16 protein-coding genes are annotated in these 17,980 nt (G+C 63.5%); 10 read left to right on the top strand and 6 right to left on the bottom strand.

The genetic code is table 11. The annotated features are described in order from the left end of the window. Nucleotides 1-6: 6 nt before the first annotated feature. Nucleotides 7-1,959, bottom strand: a complete 1,953-nt coding sequence (locus NIBR502772_RS13970; protein ID WP_141140657.1) for a M13 family metallopeptidase — start codon at nucleotides 1,957-1,959, stop codon at nucleotides 7-9. 255 nt (nucleotides 1,960-2,214) lie between these two features. Between NIBR502772_RS13970 and leuA the strand changes: the two genes are divergently transcribed. The 3 genes from leuA (at nucleotide 2,215) to NIBR502772_RS13955 (ending at nucleotide 5,624) form a co-directional block, all read left to right on the top strand. Beyond that, nucleotides 2,215-3,954 (top strand): 2-isopropylmalate synthase, encoded by a 1,740-nt coding sequence (gene leuA, locus NIBR502772_RS13965; RefSeq protein WP_141140656.1) that lies wholly within the window; start codon nucleotides 2,215-2,217, stop codon nucleotides 3,952-3,954. An 84-nt stretch (nucleotides 3,955-4,038) separates the two neighbouring features. Further along, nucleotides 4,039-4,791 carry a DNA repair protein RecO gene (gene recO, locus NIBR502772_RS13960; protein ID WP_104060689.1) on the top strand — a complete coding sequence of 251 codons (753 nt, stop codon included), beginning with the start codon at nucleotides 4,039-4,041 and terminating at the stop codon, nucleotides 4,789-4,791. Between the two features lie 2 nt (nucleotides 4,792-4,793). Beyond that, nucleotides 4,794-5,624 (top strand): isoprenyl transferase, encoded by an 831-nt coding sequence (locus NIBR502772_RS13955; RefSeq protein WP_141140655.1) that lies wholly within the window; start codon nucleotides 4,794-4,796, stop codon nucleotides 5,622-5,624. Here the strand turns inward: NIBR502772_RS13955 and NIBR502772_RS13950 are convergent. Continuing rightward, entirely contained in the window at nucleotides 5,579-6,589 is a 1,011-nt protein-coding gene (locus NIBR502772_RS13950) for an alpha/beta hydrolase (protein WP_141140654.1), read from the bottom strand. The two genes, NIBR502772_RS13955 and NIBR502772_RS13950, sit on opposite strands and share 46 nt — an antisense overlap. 75 nt (nucleotides 6,590-6,664) lie before the next feature. Between NIBR502772_RS13950 and NIBR502772_RS13945 the strand changes: the two genes are divergently transcribed. After that, nucleotides 6,665-7,738: a quinone-dependent dihydroorotate dehydrogenase gene (locus NIBR502772_RS13945; RefSeq protein ID WP_141140653.1), complete on the top strand. Its 1,074-nt coding sequence runs from the start codon at nucleotides 6,665-6,667 to the stop codon at nucleotides 7,736-7,738. A gap of 87 nt (nucleotides 7,739-7,825) precedes the next feature. On the opposite strand, the gene NIBR502772_RS13940 is transcribed toward NIBR502772_RS13945, so the two are convergent. Further along, the gene (locus tag NIBR502772_RS13940; protein WP_058932432.1) at nucleotides 7,826-8,428 is read right to left on the bottom strand and encodes a DUF3043 domain-containing protein; all 603 of its coding nucleotides are present in this window, start codon (nucleotides 8,426-8,428) and stop codon (nucleotides 7,826-7,828) included. A 54-nt stretch (nucleotides 8,429-8,482) separates the two neighbouring features. Between NIBR502772_RS13940 and NIBR502772_RS13935 the strand changes: the two genes are divergently transcribed. From NIBR502772_RS13935 to NIBR502772_RS13915, 5 genes are all read left to right on the top strand, one after another. Next, nucleotides 8,483-9,928: a dipeptidase gene (locus NIBR502772_RS13935; protein ID WP_141140652.1), complete on the top strand. Its 1,446-nt coding sequence runs from the start codon at nucleotides 8,483-8,485 to the stop codon at nucleotides 9,926-9,928. A gap of 184 nt (nucleotides 9,929-10,112) precedes the next feature. Beyond that, a complete protein-coding gene (locus tag NIBR502772_RS13930) occupies nucleotides 10,113-10,502 on the top strand; it encodes an iron-sulfur cluster assembly accessory protein (RefSeq protein ID WP_104060685.1) in 390 nt (129 codons plus the stop codon). Nucleotides 10,503-10,690: 188 nt separating this feature from the next. Next, nucleotides 10,691-11,563, top strand: a complete 873-nt coding sequence (gene coxB / locus NIBR502772_RS13925; RefSeq protein WP_141140651.1) for a cytochrome c oxidase subunit II — start codon at nucleotides 10,691-10,693, stop codon at nucleotides 11,561-11,563. Between the two features lie 10 nt (nucleotides 11,564-11,573). Further along, nucleotides 11,574-13,301: a cytochrome c oxidase subunit I gene (ctaD, locus tag NIBR502772_RS13920; protein ID WP_141140650.1), complete on the top strand. Its 1,728-nt coding sequence runs from the start codon at nucleotides 11,574-11,576 to the stop codon at nucleotides 13,299-13,301. Next, nucleotides 13,298-13,699 carry a cytochrome c oxidase subunit 4 gene (locus NIBR502772_RS13915; protein ID WP_056340077.1) on the top strand — a complete coding sequence of 134 codons (402 nt, stop codon included), beginning with the start codon at nucleotides 13,298-13,300 and terminating at the stop codon, nucleotides 13,697-13,699. The genes ctaD and NIBR502772_RS13915 overlap by 4 nt, the downstream gene beginning before the upstream one ends. Nucleotides 13,700-13,841: 142 nt before the next feature. Here the strand turns inward: NIBR502772_RS13915 and NIBR502772_RS13910 are convergent, their stop codons facing one another. After that, nucleotides 13,842-14,135, bottom strand: coding sequence for an HPr family phosphocarrier protein (locus tag NIBR502772_RS13910; RefSeq protein WP_210412300.1), 294 nt, complete (start codon nucleotides 14,133-14,135; stop codon nucleotides 13,842-13,844). A 185-nt stretch (nucleotides 14,136-14,320) separates the two neighbouring features. On the opposite strand from NIBR502772_RS13910, the gene NIBR502772_RS13905 reads away from it, so the two are divergent. Then, nucleotides 14,321-15,112: a GntR family transcriptional regulator gene (locus NIBR502772_RS13905; RefSeq protein WP_141140648.1), complete on the top strand. Its 792-nt coding sequence runs from the start codon at nucleotides 14,321-14,323 to the stop codon at nucleotides 15,110-15,112. A gap of 97 nt (nucleotides 15,113-15,209) precedes the next feature. Here NIBR502772_RS13905 and NIBR502772_RS13900 read toward each other — a convergent pair whose 3' ends face one another. Further along, nucleotides 15,210-16,883 carry a ubiquinol-cytochrome c reductase cytochrome b subunit gene (locus NIBR502772_RS13900; RefSeq protein ID WP_141140647.1) on the bottom strand — a complete coding sequence of 558 codons (1,674 nt, stop codon included), beginning with the start codon at nucleotides 16,881-16,883 and terminating at the stop codon, nucleotides 15,210-15,212. Beyond that, nucleotides 16,861-17,931 carry a ubiquinol-cytochrome c reductase iron-sulfur subunit gene (locus tag NIBR502772_RS13895; RefSeq protein ID WP_141140646.1) on the bottom strand — a complete coding sequence of 357 codons (1,071 nt, stop codon included), beginning with the start codon at nucleotides 17,929-17,931 and terminating at the stop codon, nucleotides 16,861-16,863. Before NIBR502772_RS13895 ends, NIBR502772_RS13900 begins: the two co-directional genes overlap by 23 nt. Nucleotides 17,932-17,980 lie beyond the last annotated feature (49 nt).

Here is a 17,980-nt window from a genome sequence, read left to right as displayed (position 1 = left end):
GGGTGCTTACCAGATGCTGACGCGAGCGTCCTGCGGCATCCACATGCCATCCTGGTCGGTCACGCCAAAGGCCTGGTGGAAGGCGTCCAGGTTCTTGGCGATGGCGTTGGTCCTGAACTCGTTGGGGGAGTGGGGATCCGTGGCGAGCCTCCTGATGGCCTCTTCCGACCGGATCACCTGCCGCCAGCCGGCTGCCCAGGACGCGAAGAACCGCTGCTGCCCCGTCAGTCCGTCCAGCACTTCCGGTTCCTTGCCGTCAAGGCTGAGCAGGTAAGCCTTGTAGGCGATGGTCAGGCCACCAAGGTCGCCGATGTTCTCCCCCAGCGTCAGCTTGCCGTTGACGTTGTGCCCCGGCGCCGCATAGGGGGACAACTCGTCGTACTGTGCCACCAGTTTGGCTGTGAGCTTCTCAAAGGCGGTCCGGTCATCCTCGGTCCACCAGTTCCGCAGCGCGCCGCCGCCGTCGAACTGCGACCCCTGGTCATCAAAACCGTGGCCGATCTCGTGGCCGATCACCGCTCCAATGCCACCGTAATTGACGGCGTCGTCGGCGTCGGCTGTGAAGAACGGTGGCTGCAGGATAGCGGCCGGGAAGACGATCTCGTTGAGCATCGGGTGGTAGTACGCGTTGACCGTCTGCGGTGTCATGAGCCACTTGTTAAGGTCTACCGGTTTGCCCACCTCATCCAGGTGGCGGTCGACGTCGGCATTGTGGGCCCGCTCCACGTTCCCCAGAAGGTCCAGCGGGTCGATTTCCACCGCGGAGTAATCGATCCACTTGTCGGGGTAGCCGATCTTGGCGCGGAAAGCCCCCAGTTTCCGCAGCGCCTCGGCTTTTGTTTCCTCACCCATCCAGGCAAGACCGGTGATGGACTGCCGGTAGGCCTCGATCAGGTTGGCCACCAGGGTCTGCATGCGGGCCTTGTGGGTTTCGGGGAAGTGCTTCGAGACGTAGATCTGCCCAACGGCCTCACCGAGTGCAGCTTCGACGACGGCGACGGCGCGCTTCCAGCGGTCCTTGTTCCGCGGCGTGCCGCTGATGGTTGTTCCGTAGAAGGCAAAATTGGCATCCACGAACTCGGAGGACAGGTACGGCGCGGCGCCGTTGATGACCCGCAGGGCCAGCCACTCCTGCCACACGGAGAGCGGTTCGGACTCCAGCAGGCCAGCGGCCCCACTGAAGAAGTCCGGTGTGCTGACTACGATCTCGTTGCGCTTGTCGGCGTCGATCCCGGCAGCTTCGAACCAGGTGTTAAGGAGCGGGAACAGGGTGGCCGCTTCTTCAGCGGACTTGAGGTTATAGGTCTTCTGCGGGTCGCGCAGGGTGACGTTGTCCCAGTGGTGGGATGCGAGGCTGGTTTCGAGGGCAACGACGCGTGCGGCCGCAGGCTCCGGATCGTCCACGCCGGCCAGCGTGAACATGGTCCTGACATGCTCGCCGTAGGCCTTGACCATGGGGGCGAACTTCTCTTCCCGGTAGTAGGACTCGTCCGGCAGTCCCAGGCCGCCCTGGCCGGTGTAGAGCAGGATGCGGTCCGGGTTGCCAGCGTCCGGAGCCGGGTAGATGTAGAAGAGCCCGGACACGTCTGACCGGAACAGCCGCCCGGCCAGGGCCACGAGATCAGCAACCGTGGTGGTGGCAAATACCTCGGCAAGCCGCCCCCGGATGGGCTCCATGCCTTTGGCCTCCACTGTCGCTTCGTCCATGAAGCTGTTGTAGAGCTCGCCCACCTTCCGTTCTATCCCGCTGGCGGCCTCACCCTTGGCGGCTGCTTCTTCGATGATGTCCCGGACCGCGATCTCTGCCCCGTCGCGCAGCGCGGTGAATGTTCCCTCGAGTGGCCGGTCATCCGGAATTTCCGTGGCCTTGAGCCAGGACCCGTTCACGTGCTGGTACAGGTCATCCTGCGGCCTGACAGTGTGGTCAATGTTGGACAGGTCGATCCCCGAGATGGGCACAGGTGCTCCTTCGTGTGACGTGCCGCGGCCGGCGCTGGCACCGGGGCGGCGTCTGCATGTTGGACGATAAGGACGGTGGTGCCCTCTCATCTTACGCACGCGTGCTACCCTCAAATGGTGCGCGCAGAGCTCCTTCTTCTTAGCTGCCGCGGCGAGGCCTCAGACGCGATTTAGCGCAAGGCCCATCCTCGTCGCGGAGTTTGTGTTGCCCGGCCACCCTTTCAGATTTGAACCACAGAAAAGGCCCCGATAGTAATGCAAAACGCACAGAAGCCCTCCGGAATGCCCGTCCACCGCTACATGCCGTTCCAGGACCAGATCACCGTTGAACTGCCGGACCGCACGTGGCCGGACAAGGTCATCACCAAGGCCCCGCGCTGGTGCGCTGTAGACCTGCGTGACGGCAACCAGGCGCTGATCGACCCGATGAGCCCGGCCCGCAAGATGAAGATGTTCGATCTGCTGGTCCGCATGGGTTATAAGGAAATTGAAGTCGGCTTCCCCTCCGCCTCGCAGACCGATTTCGACTTCGTCCGCCAGCTCATCGTCGGTAACCACATTCCGGACGATGTCACCATCCAGGTCCTGACCCAGGCCCGCGAGCACCTGATCGAGCGGACGTACGAGTCCCTCGTCGGCGCCAAGCAGGCGATTGTCCACCTGTACAACTCAACGTCCGTCCTGCAGCGCCGTGTGGTGTTCAACCAGGACCAGGACGGCATCCTCGACATCGCGCTCCAGGGCGCCAGACTGTGCAAGAAGTACGAGGAAACCCTCGTTGACACGCACATCACCTACGAATACTCGCCGGAGTCGTTCACCGGAACTGAACTGGACTATGCCGTCCGGGTCTGCAACGCCATCGCCGACGTTTTCGAGGCATCCGCCGACAGCCAGGTCATTATCAACCTGCCTGCCACTGTGGAAATGGCCACCCCGAACGTGTACGCCGATTCCATTGAGTGGATGAGCCGGAACCTGCACCCGCGTGAAGGCATCATCCTGTCCCTGCACCCGCACAATGACCGGGGTACCGGCGTGGCCGCCGCCGAACTGGGGTACCTGGCCGGCGCGGACCGGATTGAGGGCTGCCTGTTCGGCAACGGCGAGCGAACCGGCAACGTGGACCTCATCACCCTCGGCCTGAACATGTTCGTCCAGGGCATCGATCCCATGATTGACTTCTCCGACATCGACGAGATCCGGCGCACCGTGGAGTACTGCAACCAGCTCCCCGTCGCCGAGCGTTCCCCCTACGGCGGCGACCTCGTTTTCACCGCTTTCTCAGGCTCGCACCAGGACGCCATCAAGAAGGGCTTCGAGGCGCTGGAGAAGGATGCTGCCGCCGCCGGCAAGGACGTCGCGGACTTTACCTGGCAGGTCCCGTACCTGCCCGTTGACCCGAAGGACCTGGGCCGCAGCTACGAGGCCGTCATCCGCGTCAACTCGCAGTCCGGCAAGGGTGGCGTGGCCTACCTGCTCAAGAACGAACACAGCCTGGACCTGCCGCGCCGTGCCCAGATGGAATTCTCCGGTGTGATTCAGAAGAAGACCGATACCGTGGGCGGCGAAGTCAGCGGCGCCCAGTTGTGGCAGCACTTCCAGGACGAGTACCTGCCCTCCAGCAAGGCGGAGGGCCAGTGGGGCCGTTACTCACTCGGTTCCGTCAGCACCGAAACCGATGACGACGGCGGGATGACCCTGCACGCCTCGCTCACCGTTGACGGTGTCCAGGCCCGTCGCACGGGCACCGGAAACGGGCCCATCGCCGCGCTGTTGAGCATCCTGCGCGAGGACGGCGTGGATGTCCGGGTGCTGGACTACAGCGAGCATGCCCTTTCGGAAGGCGGCAGCGCCATGGCCGCAGCCTACGTCGAGTGTGCCGTGGGGGAGCGGGTCCTGTGGGGCGTCGGTATCGATGCCAACACCAGCATGTCCTCGCTCAAGGCCGTCATTTCCGCAGTCAACCGTGCCATCCGGGATTCCCGGGCCTGATTCGGAACACGTTGCGCGCCGGAATTCCCGGCGCGCAACGCACCGGCAATGCCGGCATTCCGGAACTCAGTGCGAAGATTAACCGTGGTCCAACAATCCTTTGCTGCCCGGTCCTACCGGGATGACGCCGTGGTGCTCCGTACGCACAAGCTGGGCGAGGCTGACCGCATCATCACGCTGCTGACCAAGCACCACGGCCAAATCCGCGCCGTCGCCAAGGGCGTGCGGCGGACCAGCAGCAAGTTTGGGGCGCGGCTGGAGCCGTTTATGGTTGCCGACCTGCAGCTGGTCTCCGGAAAGACACTGGACATCGTCACGCAGGCTGTTGCCAAGGGCGCCTATGGCAGCAACATCGCCGCAGACTATGGCCGGTATACCGTTGCCGCTGCCATGACCGAAACTGCGGAAAAACTGACCGACGTCGACGGCGAAGCCGGCACCGCCCAGTACAACCTGCTGGTGGGGGCGCTGGCCTCTCTGTCCCGGGCCGAGCACGCGCCGGGACTGATCCTGGATTCGTATCTCCTGCGGGCCCTTTCCACCGGCGGCTGGGCTCCGAGTTTTACCAACTGCGCCCGCTGCGGCCGGCCCGGCCCGCATACGGCCTTTTCGGCTCCGCTCGGCGGTATGGTCTGCGCTGACTGCAGGCCACCCGGTTCGCCTGCGCCGGCCGCGGAGACCGTCGTGCTCCTGGGTGCCCTGCTGACCGGGGACTGGACGACGGCGGATGGCTCGGACGTGCCGCACCGACGGGAAGCTGCGGGGCTGGTGGCCGTATACCTGCAATGGCACCTTGAACGTGTCCTGAAATCACTCAAACATGTGGAGCGTGGCTGACAGTGGCCTTGGGAAAAAAGAAGAGTCCTTCGCGGCAGCGGACCACCCCTGTGGTGGCACCGTATCCGCACCCGTCCGGCGCGGTTGCCCCGGCGATCCCCGCAGAATTCATCCCCCGCCATGTTGCCATTGTGATGGACGGCAACGGCCGTTGGGCCAACCAGCGGGGCCTGCCGCGGATCGAGGGACACAAAGCCGGCGAGCCCGCCCTGCTGGACGTGATGGCGGGCGCTATCGAACTAGGCATCGAATACGTGAGCGTCTATGCGTTTTCCACCGAAAACTGGCGCCGGTCACCCGAAGAGGTCCGCTTCCTGATGGGTTTTAACAAGGACGTGCTACGAAGGCAGCGGAACCAGCTGGACGACTGGGGTGTCCGCGTACGGTGGTCTGGCCGGCGTCCCAGGCTGTGGGGCTCGGTGATCCGCGAACTGGAAGATGCCGAGGAATTTACCGCGGGCAACAGCACGTGCACGTTGAACATGTGTGTTAATTACGGCGGCCGGGCGGAAATCACGGACGCCGTATCGGCTATTGCCGCCGAGGTTGCCGCAGGCCGGCTCAAACCTGGCGCCATTACCGAGAAAACCATCCAGAAGTACCTGGACGAACCGGACCTGCCGGACGTGGACCTGTTCCTGCGGAGCTCGGGGGAGCAGCGGCTCTCCAATTTCCTACTCTGGCAGTCCGCGTATGCCGAGTTCGTCTTTATGGACACGCTGTGGCCCGACGTCGACCGGCGGACCCTGTGGGACGCCGTCGAAATTTACGCCCAGCGGGACCGGCGCTACGGCGGCGCCGTCGACACAGCACCGGGTTCAGCCGTACCGTAACCCCGGAGCCAGCGGGCGAGCCGCGCATAGGCGTCTGCCCGCACTTTGGCAGGGGAGAGGAAGACGTCGTGGAGCGCGCCGTCGATCCGTTCCACCGTGACACTGCGCCCCAGTGTCAGGGCGCGGAGGGCGATGATGTTGACGTCCAGTACCGCGTCGGTGCGCCGCATTTCCTCGGACCAGAACGGCCCGGTGGCGCTTCCCCTGGACAGCAGCACCAGGATGGGTACGTCGATGTCCAGGCCACGGGCCACCTTGGTGTGGCCGGCCAGGATGGCGCTGAGCCAGCCCGCGCGGAGCGGAAATGCCATCGGCGGACGGAACCTGTCGTCAAGCGGCCACTCGCCGTCGGCTGAACTGCTGATGGTCCGCCAATAGAACCCCCGCTCGGGCAGCCGCAGGACAGCCTCCGGCCGGAACCGCGCCACGGGTCCCACCATCGTGGACGCAGCCCGGCGGACCAGCGAGCTGCCGTGCATCTCCAGCCAGGGACTGTTTAACACCAGCTGGGAGGCCGCTCCGGGGTGGTTGCTGACCCAGAGGGCGGCCACCAGGCCGCCGGTGGAGTGGCCCATCAGCGTGAGGGAGGCCTTGGCTTCCAGTTCCGGCGTGTGCGTGTCGGCCCGGATGATGGCGATGGCGGCTTCGATCTCGGCGTCATAGTCCGCCAGGTTCGCCACGTAGCCGCCCGGCGTCTCCGGGCGCAGGCTGCGGCCGTGGTTGTGCATGTCGAGGGCGTAGAACTCGTAGCCGCTGTGTGTCCAAAACTGCGCCAGGTCCACATTGAAGAAGTAGTCGCTCCAACCATGGAGGAACAGCACTGTCCGGCGCAGGCCGGTGGCTGCCGGTTCCTTTCCCGGGCGGAAGCGCACCAGCGTGGCGGTGCGCTGGACGCCGTCTTCGCCCCCTGCCTTGAACGTGCAGGCTTCGAAGCCGGCACCGAGGATATCTGGCTGCCACCTCATGGCTTTATGCTAGCCGGAGCCGCATGTATGGCGGCCCGGTTTGGTCTGGACCGTCCGAGACGGAAAACTAGAGCCATGCGCGTATATCCGACATTCTTCAGGCTGGCCTTTTCGTGGATGGACGCGGAACGCGCCCACAAGATCGGATTCAAGGGAATCAAACTTGCCCATGCTTCCGGCGCGGGACGGCTGCTGCACCGGTTCACGGCGCCCGCGGCCTCACTGCAGACTTCTGCCTTTGGGCTGACGTTCCCGTCCCCGTTCGGTCTCGCAGCCGGGTTCGACAAGGAGGGGTTCGGCATCGAGGCCCTCACCGAACTTGGCTTTGGCCATGTCGAAGTAGGGACCATCACCGGGCAGGCGCAGCCGGGCAACGACAAGCCGCGCCTTTTCAGGCTGATCGAGGACCGGGCTGTCATTAACCGGATGGGCTTCAACAACGATGGCGCGGCCGCCGTCGAACCGCGCCTCAAAGCGGCACGCGCCGCCCTGCAGCGCAGGCACCCTAACGTGCGCCCCGTGATCGGGGTGAACATCGGCAAGAGCAAGGTGGTGGAACTCGACGACGCCGTGGCCGATTACCTGATCAGCGCCCGGAGCCTGGCGCCGGCCGCGGACTACCTGGTAGTCAATGTCAGCTCACCCAACACGCCCGGGCTGCGCCTTCTCCAGGATGTCCAGACACTCCGCCCGCTGCTGACCGCGGTGGGGGACGAGGCGGACAAGGCGGCAGGCCGGCACGTCCCGCTGCTGGTCAAGATCGCACCGGACCTCAGCGATGACGACATCGACGACGTCGCCAAGCTGGCCCTCGACCTTAAGCTGGACGGTATTATCGCCACCAACACCACGATCGGGCGTGAGGGGCTGGCGTCGCCGGCTGAGAAAGTGGTCGAATGCGGCGCCGGGGGCCTGTCCGGGGCACCGCTGAAGCAGCGTTCATTGGAAGTCCTGCGCCGGCTCAAGGAGGCCACCGGGGGCGCGATCACGCTGGTGGCCGTCGGCGGCGTCGAGACGGCGAAAGACGTCCAGGACCGTCTGGATGCCGGGGCCACGCTGGTCCAGGGCTACACGGCCTTCCTGTACGAGGGGCCGTTCTGGGCGGCGCGGATCAACCGCGACCTGGCGAAAGCGCGACGCGACCGCTGACTCACACAACAAAACCCCGGTGGTTGGACCACCGGGGTTTTCGTTGTTTAAGGGAGGAGTGCTGCCGGGTCTGGTCCGGCCTACACGTCAGGACGGGTATTGGCCGCGCTTCACAAGCGGCTTGGGCAGGCGCAGCTTGCGGAACTGCAGGGACCGCATCGAGCCGTACCAAACCGTGCCACGCTCAACCCCGCCGAACTTCTCGGTCAGCTTCTTGCGGAGCTGCCTGGACAGAATGAACACATCCACAAACACGGCCAGGAACATCACCCAAAAACCGCCCAGGACATAAACCATCTGCTCGCTGGAAGCCGGAACAATGAGGGAAATGATGACAAATACCAGGGCGCCGAACATGAGGTATTCGCCCAGGCTGAAGCGCGCATCCACGTAGTCGCGGGCATAACGCTTCTGCGGACCCTTGTCGCGCAGGGGCAGGAACTTTTCATCACCTGTGTCAAGCGCCTGGCGCATTTTGGTCCGCTGGTCCTGGATAGCTTGGCGCTCAGCGGCCTTGGACGCCTTGCGGTCCTCCGGCACCAGGGGCCGTTTGCGGGCAGCCTCCTGGGCTTTGCGCTTGGGCGTGGGCGCACCCTTGCCCAACGCGGCATCCTGCCGGGCTGCCGCTTCAGCGGCCTGCTGGTCTATTGATTGCTGCGCCGTTGGCGCTTCCTTTTTACGTCCGAACACGTGAACAGAATACCTTGCGGCCCAAGGAGATTCGGCGCGGGTATTGTGTTCGCCATGACTCCCACTCCAGCAGCCAGTCCGTCCGACGCCAACACCCCCGGCCCCGGCCACCCTGCACCGGCCATCGACGCGGACGGACTCAGGCTCTCCGTGGCAGCTTCCTTCGACACAACCCTCGACCGGCTCAAGGAACTTGTGGCCATTCCCGGCATCGCCTGGCCGAGTTTCGATCCTGCGCCCTTGGAAGCCAGCGCGCAGGCCGTAGCGGAACTGCTGCGCGCCGCCGGCCTTGAGGATGTCCAGGTCCTGCGCAGTAACAAGGAGGACGGCACCCCCGGCGGGCCTGCCGTCGTCGCACGCCGACGGGCGGCCGAAGGAAAGCCGACCATTCTGCTGTACGCCCACCACGACGTCCAGCCGCCGGGGGATCCGGCGCTGTGGGAAACGGAGCCTTTCGCCGCCGTCGAACGGGACGGCAGGTTGTACGGCCGTGGCGCTGCTGACGACAAGGCCGGGATCATGGCCCATGTGGCCGCCTATGCCGCAGCGACCGAGGTTCTGGGCACGGAATTCGGCCTTGGTGTGACGTTCTTCTGCGAAGGTGAGGAGGAAGCTGGTTCTCCCACCTTCCGTTCCTTCCTGGAAACGCACCGGGAGCTGCTGCGGGCCGATGTGATCGTGGTGGCCGACTCCAGCAACTGGAAGGTGGGCATTCCCGCACTGACCACCAGCCTGCGCGGCCTGGTGGACGGAACCATCGAAGTCCAGGTGCTGGAGCATGCTGTCCACTCGGGCATGTTCGGCGGACCCGTGCTGGACGCGCCAACCCTGCTGTCCCGTTTGATTGCCACCCTCCACGACGCTGACGGCAACGTGGCCATCGAAGGCCTCGTATCGAATGACAACGTCGGCGTGGAGCTCACCGAAGCGGAGTACCGTGCTGATTCCTCCGTTCTCGACGGCGTCCGGCTCGCCGGCACCGGAAGCATCGCCGCACGGCTGTGGACTAAGCCCGCGCTGTCCATCATCGGCTTCGATGCGCCCGCCGTGGACGTGGCCTCGAACACGCTCCTGCCCCGGGCGCGTGCCAAGTTCAGCCTGCGCCTGGCGCCCGGCCAGGATCCGGCGGCAGCGATGGAAGCCGTTCAACGCCACGTCCAGGCCAATGCGCCCTTTGGGGCAAAGGTGGTGTTCACTCCCGGGGAAAGCGGAAAGTCGTTCCTCGCTGATACATCCTCCAAGGCGGCGACGTTCGCCATGTGGGCGCTGGGGGAAGCCTGGGGTGTTCCGGCAGTGGAGATGGGGATCGGCGGATCGATTCCCTTTATTGCGGACCTGATGGACGTCTATCCGGACGTCCAGATCCTCGTGACAGGTGTTGAGGATCCTGATTCCCGTGCCCACAGTGCCAACGAGTCCCTTCACATTGGTGATTTCAGGAACGCCGTGGTCGCCGAGGCGCTGCTGCTCGCCCGGCTGAACGCAGAAGGCCTGGCCTGAATCCCGTGTCCCTCTGATGCCGGCATTCCTCCACCGTCGGGAACAATCAGCGGGCAGGCTTGGTTACGTCAGGAGTTAGAGCTACAGGGCTGACCGAAGTAGCATGTAGCTATAGCCCGTACCGTATCCGTAGGGGCAGGCACCGCTGACGCGGGGCCGCCAGGACCGTCCTAAGGTAGGCCAAATGAGCACCGCAACCAACGAGAACATCACCGAGACCACCAGCGCTGCCAGCGAAGAACTGGCCGCACACGAGGTCAAATTGACCGACGTCGCAGCAGGCAAGGTGCGCAGCCTCCTGGAGCAGGAAGGCCGGACCGATCTCCGCCTCCGCGTTGCCGTCCAGCCCGGCGGCTGCTCCGGCCTCATTTACCAGCTGTACTTCGACGAGCGCCTCCTCGATGGAGATGCCGTCCGCGACTATGACGGCGTCGAAGTTGTGGTGGACAAGATGAGCGTGCCGTACCTCAGCGGTGCCAGCATCGACTTCGAGGACACCATCTCCAAGCAGGGTTTCACCATCGACAACCCCAACGCCGGCGGCTCCTGCGCCTGTGGTGATTCGTTCCACTGACCCGGTTCTTTCGCCCGATGTCGGCGCCGTGCTTTCCGTCCGCCAAAAACGGCACGGAGGCACGGCGCCGACATGTGGGCGAAACGCCCGGCAGAGCGGTAAGCTCTACACCGAGTAGTAAAACTTTTAGTGTGCCCGGAAGGCCCCTTGGGTGGCCGGGCAACAGCAACAAGTAGGAAGGGCCGTCTGTGAGTTCGCAGAACCGAACCGGCAGCCAACGCAAAACGATCACTTCGATCTCAGGCTTGGCAGTTGCCGGCGCGTTGGTTTTGACTGGATGTTCGCCAGAGGTAGAGAAGGGGTGGCTGCCCACCGAGCGTGGCACCACCAATCACACTGACCGGATCATGGACCTCTGGGTCAACTCATGGATTGCAGCCCTGGTTGTGGGCATCATCACGTGGGGTTTGATCGTTTGGTGCCTTGTCGCCTACCGCCGCCGCAAGGGCACCACCGGTTTCCCGCGGCAGACCAGCTTTAATCTCCCGCTGGAGGTCTTTTACCTGACCATCCCGCTGTTCATGGTCCTGGTGTTTTTCTACTTCACCGACCGCGACCAGCAGGCGATCGATGACCGCTCCAAGCCGGCCGACGTCGTTGTTGACGTCCGCGGCAAGCAGTGGGCCTGGGACTTCAACTACAAGTCCGGCGAGGTCGTAACCGAGGATGTCCACGAAGCTGGAGTCCAGGCACACCTGACGGGCAACACCATCAATAAGGAAGCGCTGCCGACGCTCTACCTGCCGGTTGGAAAGTCCGTTGACCTTGAACTGAACTCCCGCGATGTCATTCACTCTTTCTGGGTTCCCGCCTTCCTGCAGAAGCGCGACATGATCCCTGGCAAGACCAACTACATCAGGTTCACGCCCACTAAAGAGGGAACCTACGACGGCAAGTGCGCCGAGCTCTGCGGCGAGTACCACTCCGAAATGCTGTTCCGCGTCAAGGTTGTCTCTGAGACCGAATTCCAGGCTCACATGGACAAGCTCAAGGCAGATGGCAACACGGGACTCCTCGGCGAAGAGTATGACCGCAACCCGAACCTGAACGAAATTAAGTAAGGGGAGCGACGTGGCTACTTATACCCAGACCGCACCTGCCGGAACCCTTGAGGCTCCCGTAGTTCCTAGGTCCAAGGGACGCATCGTCGTCAACTGGATCACCTCCACCGACCACAAGACCATCGGGTACATGTACCTGATCGCGTCGTTTGTGTTCTTCTGCCTCGGTGGCGTCATGGCTCTGCTCATCCGGGCTGAACTGTTCGAACCGGGCATGCAGATCCTGCAGACCAAAGAGCAGTACAACCAGCTGTTCACGATGCACGGCACCGTCATGCTGCTGATGTTCGCGACGCCGCTGTTCGCCGGCTTCACGAACGTCATCATGCCCCTGCAGATCGGCGCCCCCGACGTCGCGTTCCCGCGGCTGAACGCCCTGGCCTTCTGGTTCTTCCTCTTTGGCTCCACCATCGCGGTGTCCGGCTTCATCACCCCGCAGGGTGCGGCGTCGTTCGGCTGGTTCGCTTACGCGCCGCTGTCCAACACGACGTTCAGCCCGGGGGTCGGTGGTGACCTGTGGGTCTTCGGCCTGGCGCTGTCCGGCTTCGGCACCATCCTGGGCGCGGTCAACTTCATCACCACCATCATCTGCATGCGTGCTCCGGGCATGACGATGTGGCGGATGCCAATCTTCACCTGGAACGCCCTGGTGACGTCCATCCTCGTGCTGATGGCCTTCCCGCCGCTGGCTGCGGCACTGTTCGCGCTCGGCGCGGATCGCCGCTTCGGTGCCCACATCTTCGATCCGGAGAACGGCGGCGCGGTCCTGTGGCAGCACCTGTTCTGGTTCTTCGGCCATCCCGAGGTGTACATCATTGCGCTGCCGTTCTTCGGCATTGTGTCCGAGATCTTCCCGGTCTTCAGCCGCAAACCGATCTTCGGCTACAAGGGCCTTGTCTACGCCACCATCGCCATTGCGGCCCTGTCCGTGACCGTGTGGGCGCACCACATGTACGTGACCGGCTCGGTGCTGCTGCCGTTCTTCGCCTTTATGACCATGCTGATCGCGGTCCCGACCGGCGTGAAGTTCTTCAACTGGATCGGCACCATGTGGCGGGGGTCCATTACATTCGAGACTCCCATGCTGTGGGCCCTCGGCTTCCTGATCACGTTTCTCTTCGGTGGCCTGACCGGGATCATCCTGGCTTCGCCGCCGCTGGACTTCCACGTGTCTGATTCCTACTTCGTGGTGGCGCACTTCCACTACGTGGTGTTCGGCACTGTGGTGTTCGCGATGTTCGCAGGCTTCTACTTCTGGTGGCCAAAATTCACCGGCAAGATGCTCAACGAGCGCCTCGGAAAGATCCACTTCTGGCTGCTGTTCCTTGGCTTCCACGGCACGTTCCTGATCCAGCACTGGCTGGGCGTTGAAGGCATGCCCCGCCGTTACGCGGACTACCTGGTGGAGGACAACTTCACCTGGATGAACCAGTTCTCCACCATCTCCTCGTTTGTTCTGGGCGCATCCCTGATTCCCTTCTTCTGGAACGTTTACATCACCTGGCGCAGCTCCGAGCGCGTTGAAGTGGATGACCCGTGGGGCTTCGGAGCGTCGCTTGAGTGGGCCACTTCCTGCCCGCCGCCGCGCCACAACTTCACCTCGCTGCCCCGGATCCGTTCGGAGCGTCCCGCCCTGGACCTCCACCACCCGGAGCTCTCGCAGGTACACACCGTTGAATCGCCTGCAGCCGCAGCCGCGGTGCTCGGTAACGCCGACCAGAAGGACACCGCCAAGTGAAAATCGAATCATGGATATTTGGAGCCGGAGTCTTCTTCTTCGTACCGGTTTCCCTGGTCTACGGTTTCCTGACCAACTGGCATGAGTGGGTCGGAACCCTCGGGATCCTCCTGGTGGGTGGGCTTTCCGGGATGATCGGCGGCTACCTTGGGTTCACCGGCAAGCGCGTCGGAATGCGTCCCGAGGACCGCAACGATGCCGAGATCCACGAGGGCGCCGGCGAACAGGGGCACTTCAGCCCCTGGAGCTGGTGGCCGCTCGTTCTGGGCCTCGCCTGCGCGGGCGGATTCCTGGGCCTGGCAGTGGGTTGGTGGATCCTGTTCATCGCAGCCGGCCTCGCAGTTGTCGCCCTCGTGGGGTGGGTCTTCGAGTACAGCCGTGGGGACCACGCCCACTAGAAGCCCCTTGGCTTCAACAGGCATTTTATGAATTACGACGTCGGGCCCCACCTTCTGGTGGGGCCCGACGTCGTTCTTGTCCGTTCGATTGGCGCGTCGACCGTGGCGCGGGACGTCACGGGATATAGGCCTCTGGGAGGGGTTAGCTGGAGCCCTGTGACTCCAGGAGCTCGGCCAGACTCTGCAGGGCCGCCTCGGCGTCACGGTGACTGACAGAGCCGCTGAGGGCGCCCTCGGGGACTGAAAGCTCTACTTCGCAGCCGAAGGGGAAGTCGGCAATCATGACTTCCAGGAGGGAGCGGGCGTCGACACCCTGGATGCCTGCCTTGCGGATGGTGACAGGAAGTCCAGTTTCGGTCACTGCCCTGACGAACATCGCGGCAGGGCGGGCATGCAAGCCGACTGACGCTGACACAACGGCCTTATGCACTGGCAAGGGGTCTCCCATTTCTTGACGGCCCCCAAACCGATATCGCTGAATTTCCTGTCCAATATATCCGGCTGGATGGCTGTGCGACCAAACGGGGGAGTCGGGCCGGTCCATTGCTGGAACTGGTCTAGTCCAGCGGCGCTGCCTGCCTTAGGCTTGGACAGTGAAAACTGAAGAAAAGACGTTCTTCCGTGGCTGCTGATGCCCGCGGCGTTGCCGGCGAGATCGACCGCAGCAGCGGGACCGCCATCTATATCCAGCTCAGGGAGATCCTCCGGGCCTACATCAGCGATTCCTGCCCGCCGGGTTCTGCGCTGCCCTCGGAACGGGATCTTGCCCTGCGGTTCGGCCTGGCCCGGATGACTGTCCGGCAGGCCATCGACGCCCTGGTCGGCGAGGAAGTCCTCGAGCGGGTGGTCGGCCTCGGCACGTTCGTACGAAAGCCCAAACTCGACCTTCAGGTAAAGCTCACCTCGTACAGCGAAGAGATGCAACGCCGCGGCATGGTTCCGGCCGCCAAGGTCCTGAGCTTTGAACAGATCGGCGCCAGCGCCTTTCTGGCCCGCGAACTGCAGGTGGAGGAGGGGACGCCACTGGTGCGTTTTCGTCGGCTGCTGCTGGCGGACGGTGAGCCGATGAGCGTGGACGAGAACTTCATCCCGGCGCAGCGCGTCCCGGGTCTTTTGGACGGCGAGCCCCCAACATCGCTCTACAACGTGCTGAGTGAGCAGTTCGGCCTCGTGATGGAGTGGGGGGAGGACATGATCGAGGCGACAGCTGCTTCCCCCTCTACGGCCCGACTGCTCAACGTTGACGTCGGCGCCCCCTTGCTCAAGATTCAGAGGCACGCCTTTGTTGCCAGGGCGATGGTGGACTACTCAGTTTCGTACTACCGGGCCGACCGCTACAAGCTATGGGTACCCCTCCAGCGGCCAGGTGCGAGGCCTGCCCGGAACCAGTCGCTGGGTTACCGCAACCACTAGGAGCGGCCCGGCAGTAGCCAACAACGGCCGGCCGCAATTAACGGGAAAAGGCCCGGTCCAAAATGGACCGGGCCTTTTCCCGTTACTGCTATGAGTGCTAGTGGCTGAGGCTCTTGGTTTCCTCGCCGGCCTCTACCGCAGGGGCGTGGTGGCCGTGTGCGGCTTCCAGCTCTGCAGGCGTGGCCGGTGCCACACGGTCTTCAAAGAACCACTTGGAGAGGAACGCACGCTGCTTTTCCTTGCGCGTCACAATCCCGTGGTCGTTGGGGACCGCCGGCAGCGGTGAGGGGGATTCGAAGCCCACGAGCTTGTAGCGCTTGTATTCATCCAGCGGCGCGTGCACCTCGATGAATTCGCCATGCGGAAGGCGGACAATGCGTCCCGTTTCCCGGCCGTGGAGTGCGATTTCGCGGTCCTTGCGCTGGAGGGCGAGGGCAACTCGCTTGGCAACCATAAACGCGATGACCGGGCCGACGAAGAACAAGGCGCGGAGCCAGTACGTCACATCGTTCAGAGACACATGGAAGTGTGTGGCTATGAGGTCCGAACCAGCGGCTGCCCACATCACGCAGTACCAGACGAAACCGGCGACGCCGATGGCGGTGCGGGTGGGGGCATTCCTCGGACGGTCCAGGACATGGTGTTCGCGGGTGTCCTTGGTGATCCAGCTTTCAATCCACGGGTACATGAACATCACCGTGAACAGAATGCCTGCGGGCACCAGTGCGGGCAGCAGAACGTTCAGCGTCAGCACGTAGCCGAAGACAACGTACTCGAACTGGAAATCACCGATGACACCGGGCATAAGCCTCAGGGCACCGTCAACGAACCCGATGTACCAGTCAGGCTGGGTACCGGCAGAAACCGGCGACGGGTCGTAGGGGCCGTAGTTCCAGATCGGGTTGATCGTGAAGAAAGCCGCCATCAGGGCAACGACACCGAAGACGATGAAGAAGAAGCCGCCCGCCTTGGCTGCGTATACAGGGCCGAGCGGGTAGCCAACAACGTTGCCGTCGTTGCGGCCGGGGCCGGGGTACTGGGTGTGCTTGTGCACAACCACCATGAACAGGTGCAGGACGATCATCAACAGGATGAGGGCGGGCACCAGCAGGATGTGCAGCATGTACAGGCGGCCAATAACAGCCGATCCCGGGAACTCTCCGCCGAAGAGGAAGAAGGAAGTGTAGGTACCAACCACCGGGATGGACTTGATAACGCCGTCGATGATCCGGAGGCCGTTGCCGGACAGCAGGTCATCGGGGAGGGAGTAGCCAGTGAAGCCGGCTGCCATGGCGAGGATCAGCAGGACGCTGCCGACAACCCAGTTCATTTCACGTGGTTTGCGGAACGCGCCCGTGAAGAAAACGCGCAGCATGTGCACGGCGATCGAGGCGACGAACAGCAGTGCTGCCCAGTGGTGTACCTGGCGCATGAACAGGCCGCCACGGATGTCGAAGGAAATGTCCAGCGAGGAGCTGTACGCCACGGACATTTCGACGTTCTTCAACGGCAGGTAAGACCCGTCGTAGTGCGTTTCCGCCATGGACGGATCAAAGAAGAACGTCAGGAAGGTGCCAGAGAGCAGCAGGATGACGAAGGAGTAGAGGGCGACTTCACCGAACATGAATGACCAGTGATCGGGGAATACCTTGCGTCCGAATTCGCGCAGGATTCCTGATCCGCCAACTCGGGCGTCAACAAAATCAGTGATGCGTCCGGCTTTAGTCTTGGCGACGAAGGCGGGGGCTTCAGCTCTTGATGCTGCGCTCATGCTCATCACGCTCCCAGTAACTCGGTCCTACAGGTTCATTGAAGTCGCTGGTTGCGACCAGGTAGCCCTCGGCGTCCACTGCAATCGGCAGCTGGGGGAGGGGCCGGCTGGCCGGGCCAAAGATCACCTTGCACTCGTTCGTGAGGTCAAAGGTGGACTGGTGGCACGGGCACAGCAGGTGGTGCGTCTGCTGCTCGTACAGAGCAACGGGGCAACCGACGTGGGTGCAGATCTTGGAGTAGGCAACGATTCCGTTGTAGCTCCAGTCTTCGCGGCCCGCCGACGGGTTCAGCGAGGCCGGATCCAGGCGCATCAGCAGGACAACTGCCTTGGCCTTTTCGTTGAGCTTGCCTTCATGCAGTTCGTTCAGGCCCTCAGGAATCACGTGGAAGGCCGAACCGATGGTGACGTCAGAGGCCTTGATAGGTGTGCCGTCGGGGTCGCGGGTGAGGCGCTTGAGCTTGCCCTCCTGCGGTGCCCACATAGTGTGGGACAGCGCCCGGTCGGGGCGGGGGCCAAGGTCACCGAAAACCGCAATCGCGGGAAGCGGGGCCAGGGCCATAGCACCGAGCAGCGTGTTGCGGATGAGCGGGCGGCGCTTGATGCCGGTCTCTTCCACGATGTCATCCACGATCCGGACTGCCGCCAGGCGGTCTTCTTCCGTGCGGATGGGATGGCGTTCTTCGGAGACTTCATGGTCCGGCATCAGGGCCTTGGCCCAGTGCACAATACCGGTGCCGATGCCGAGCATCGCAAACGCGGTGCCAACGCCCAGCAGGGCGTTCTGCAGCCGGATCGTGGCGATGCTCGTGCCCTCGCCCAAGTCAATGGCGAAGTACGCCACCAGGAAGATCAGGGTGCCGACAACTGACGCGCCGAAAAGCACGGCGACCTGCCGTTCTGCACGCTTTGCGGCCTTCGGGTCCGTGTCGGCCAGGCGCAAACGGTGCGGGGGAATTCCAGGATCCTGGAACTTCTCCACCTCATTCTGACCAGCCGTAGCTACGGTGCCCGAGGGGTTCGGACTGCCGTCACTATGGTTGCCCATAATTCGCCTCATCCTTCTCTCGTCCCGGCGTCTGCCGGGTTATAGTTTT

This window comes from Pseudarthrobacter sp. NIBRBAC000502772 (genome assembly GCF_006517235.1).
Lineage (GTDB): Bacteria > Actinomycetota > Actinomycetes > Actinomycetales > Micrococcaceae > Arthrobacter.
Note: the sequence above shows the minus strand (reverse complement) of the source record. Positions and strands in the feature narration are given on the sequence as shown.

Coding starts and splice junctions, on each gene's coding strand:
- NIBR502772_RS13930 (WP_104060685.1), top strand. CDS start 10,113: ATGAGCACCGCAACCAACGAGAACATCACCGAGACCACCAGCGCTGCC.
- leuA (WP_141140656.1), top strand. CDS start 2,215: ATGCAAAACGCACAGAAGCCCTCCGGAATGCCCGTCCACCGCTACATG.
- NIBR502772_RS13895 (WP_141140646.1), bottom strand. CDS start 17,931: ATGGGCAACCATAGTGACGGCAGTCCGAACCCCTCGGGCACCGTAGCT.
- NIBR502772_RS13935 (WP_141140652.1), top strand. CDS start 8,483: ATGACTCCCACTCCAGCAGCCAGTCCGTCCGACGCCAACACCCCCGGC.
- NIBR502772_RS13900 (WP_141140647.1), bottom strand. CDS start 16,883: ATGAGCGCAGCATCAAGAGCTGAAGCCCCCGCCTTCGTCGCCAAGACT.
- NIBR502772_RS13950 (WP_141140654.1), bottom strand. CDS start 6,589: ATGAGGTGGCAGCCAGATATCCTCGGTGCCGGCTTCGAAGCCTGCACG.
- NIBR502772_RS13945 (WP_141140653.1), top strand. CDS start 6,665: ATGCGCGTATATCCGACATTCTTCAGGCTGGCCTTTTCGTGGATGGAC.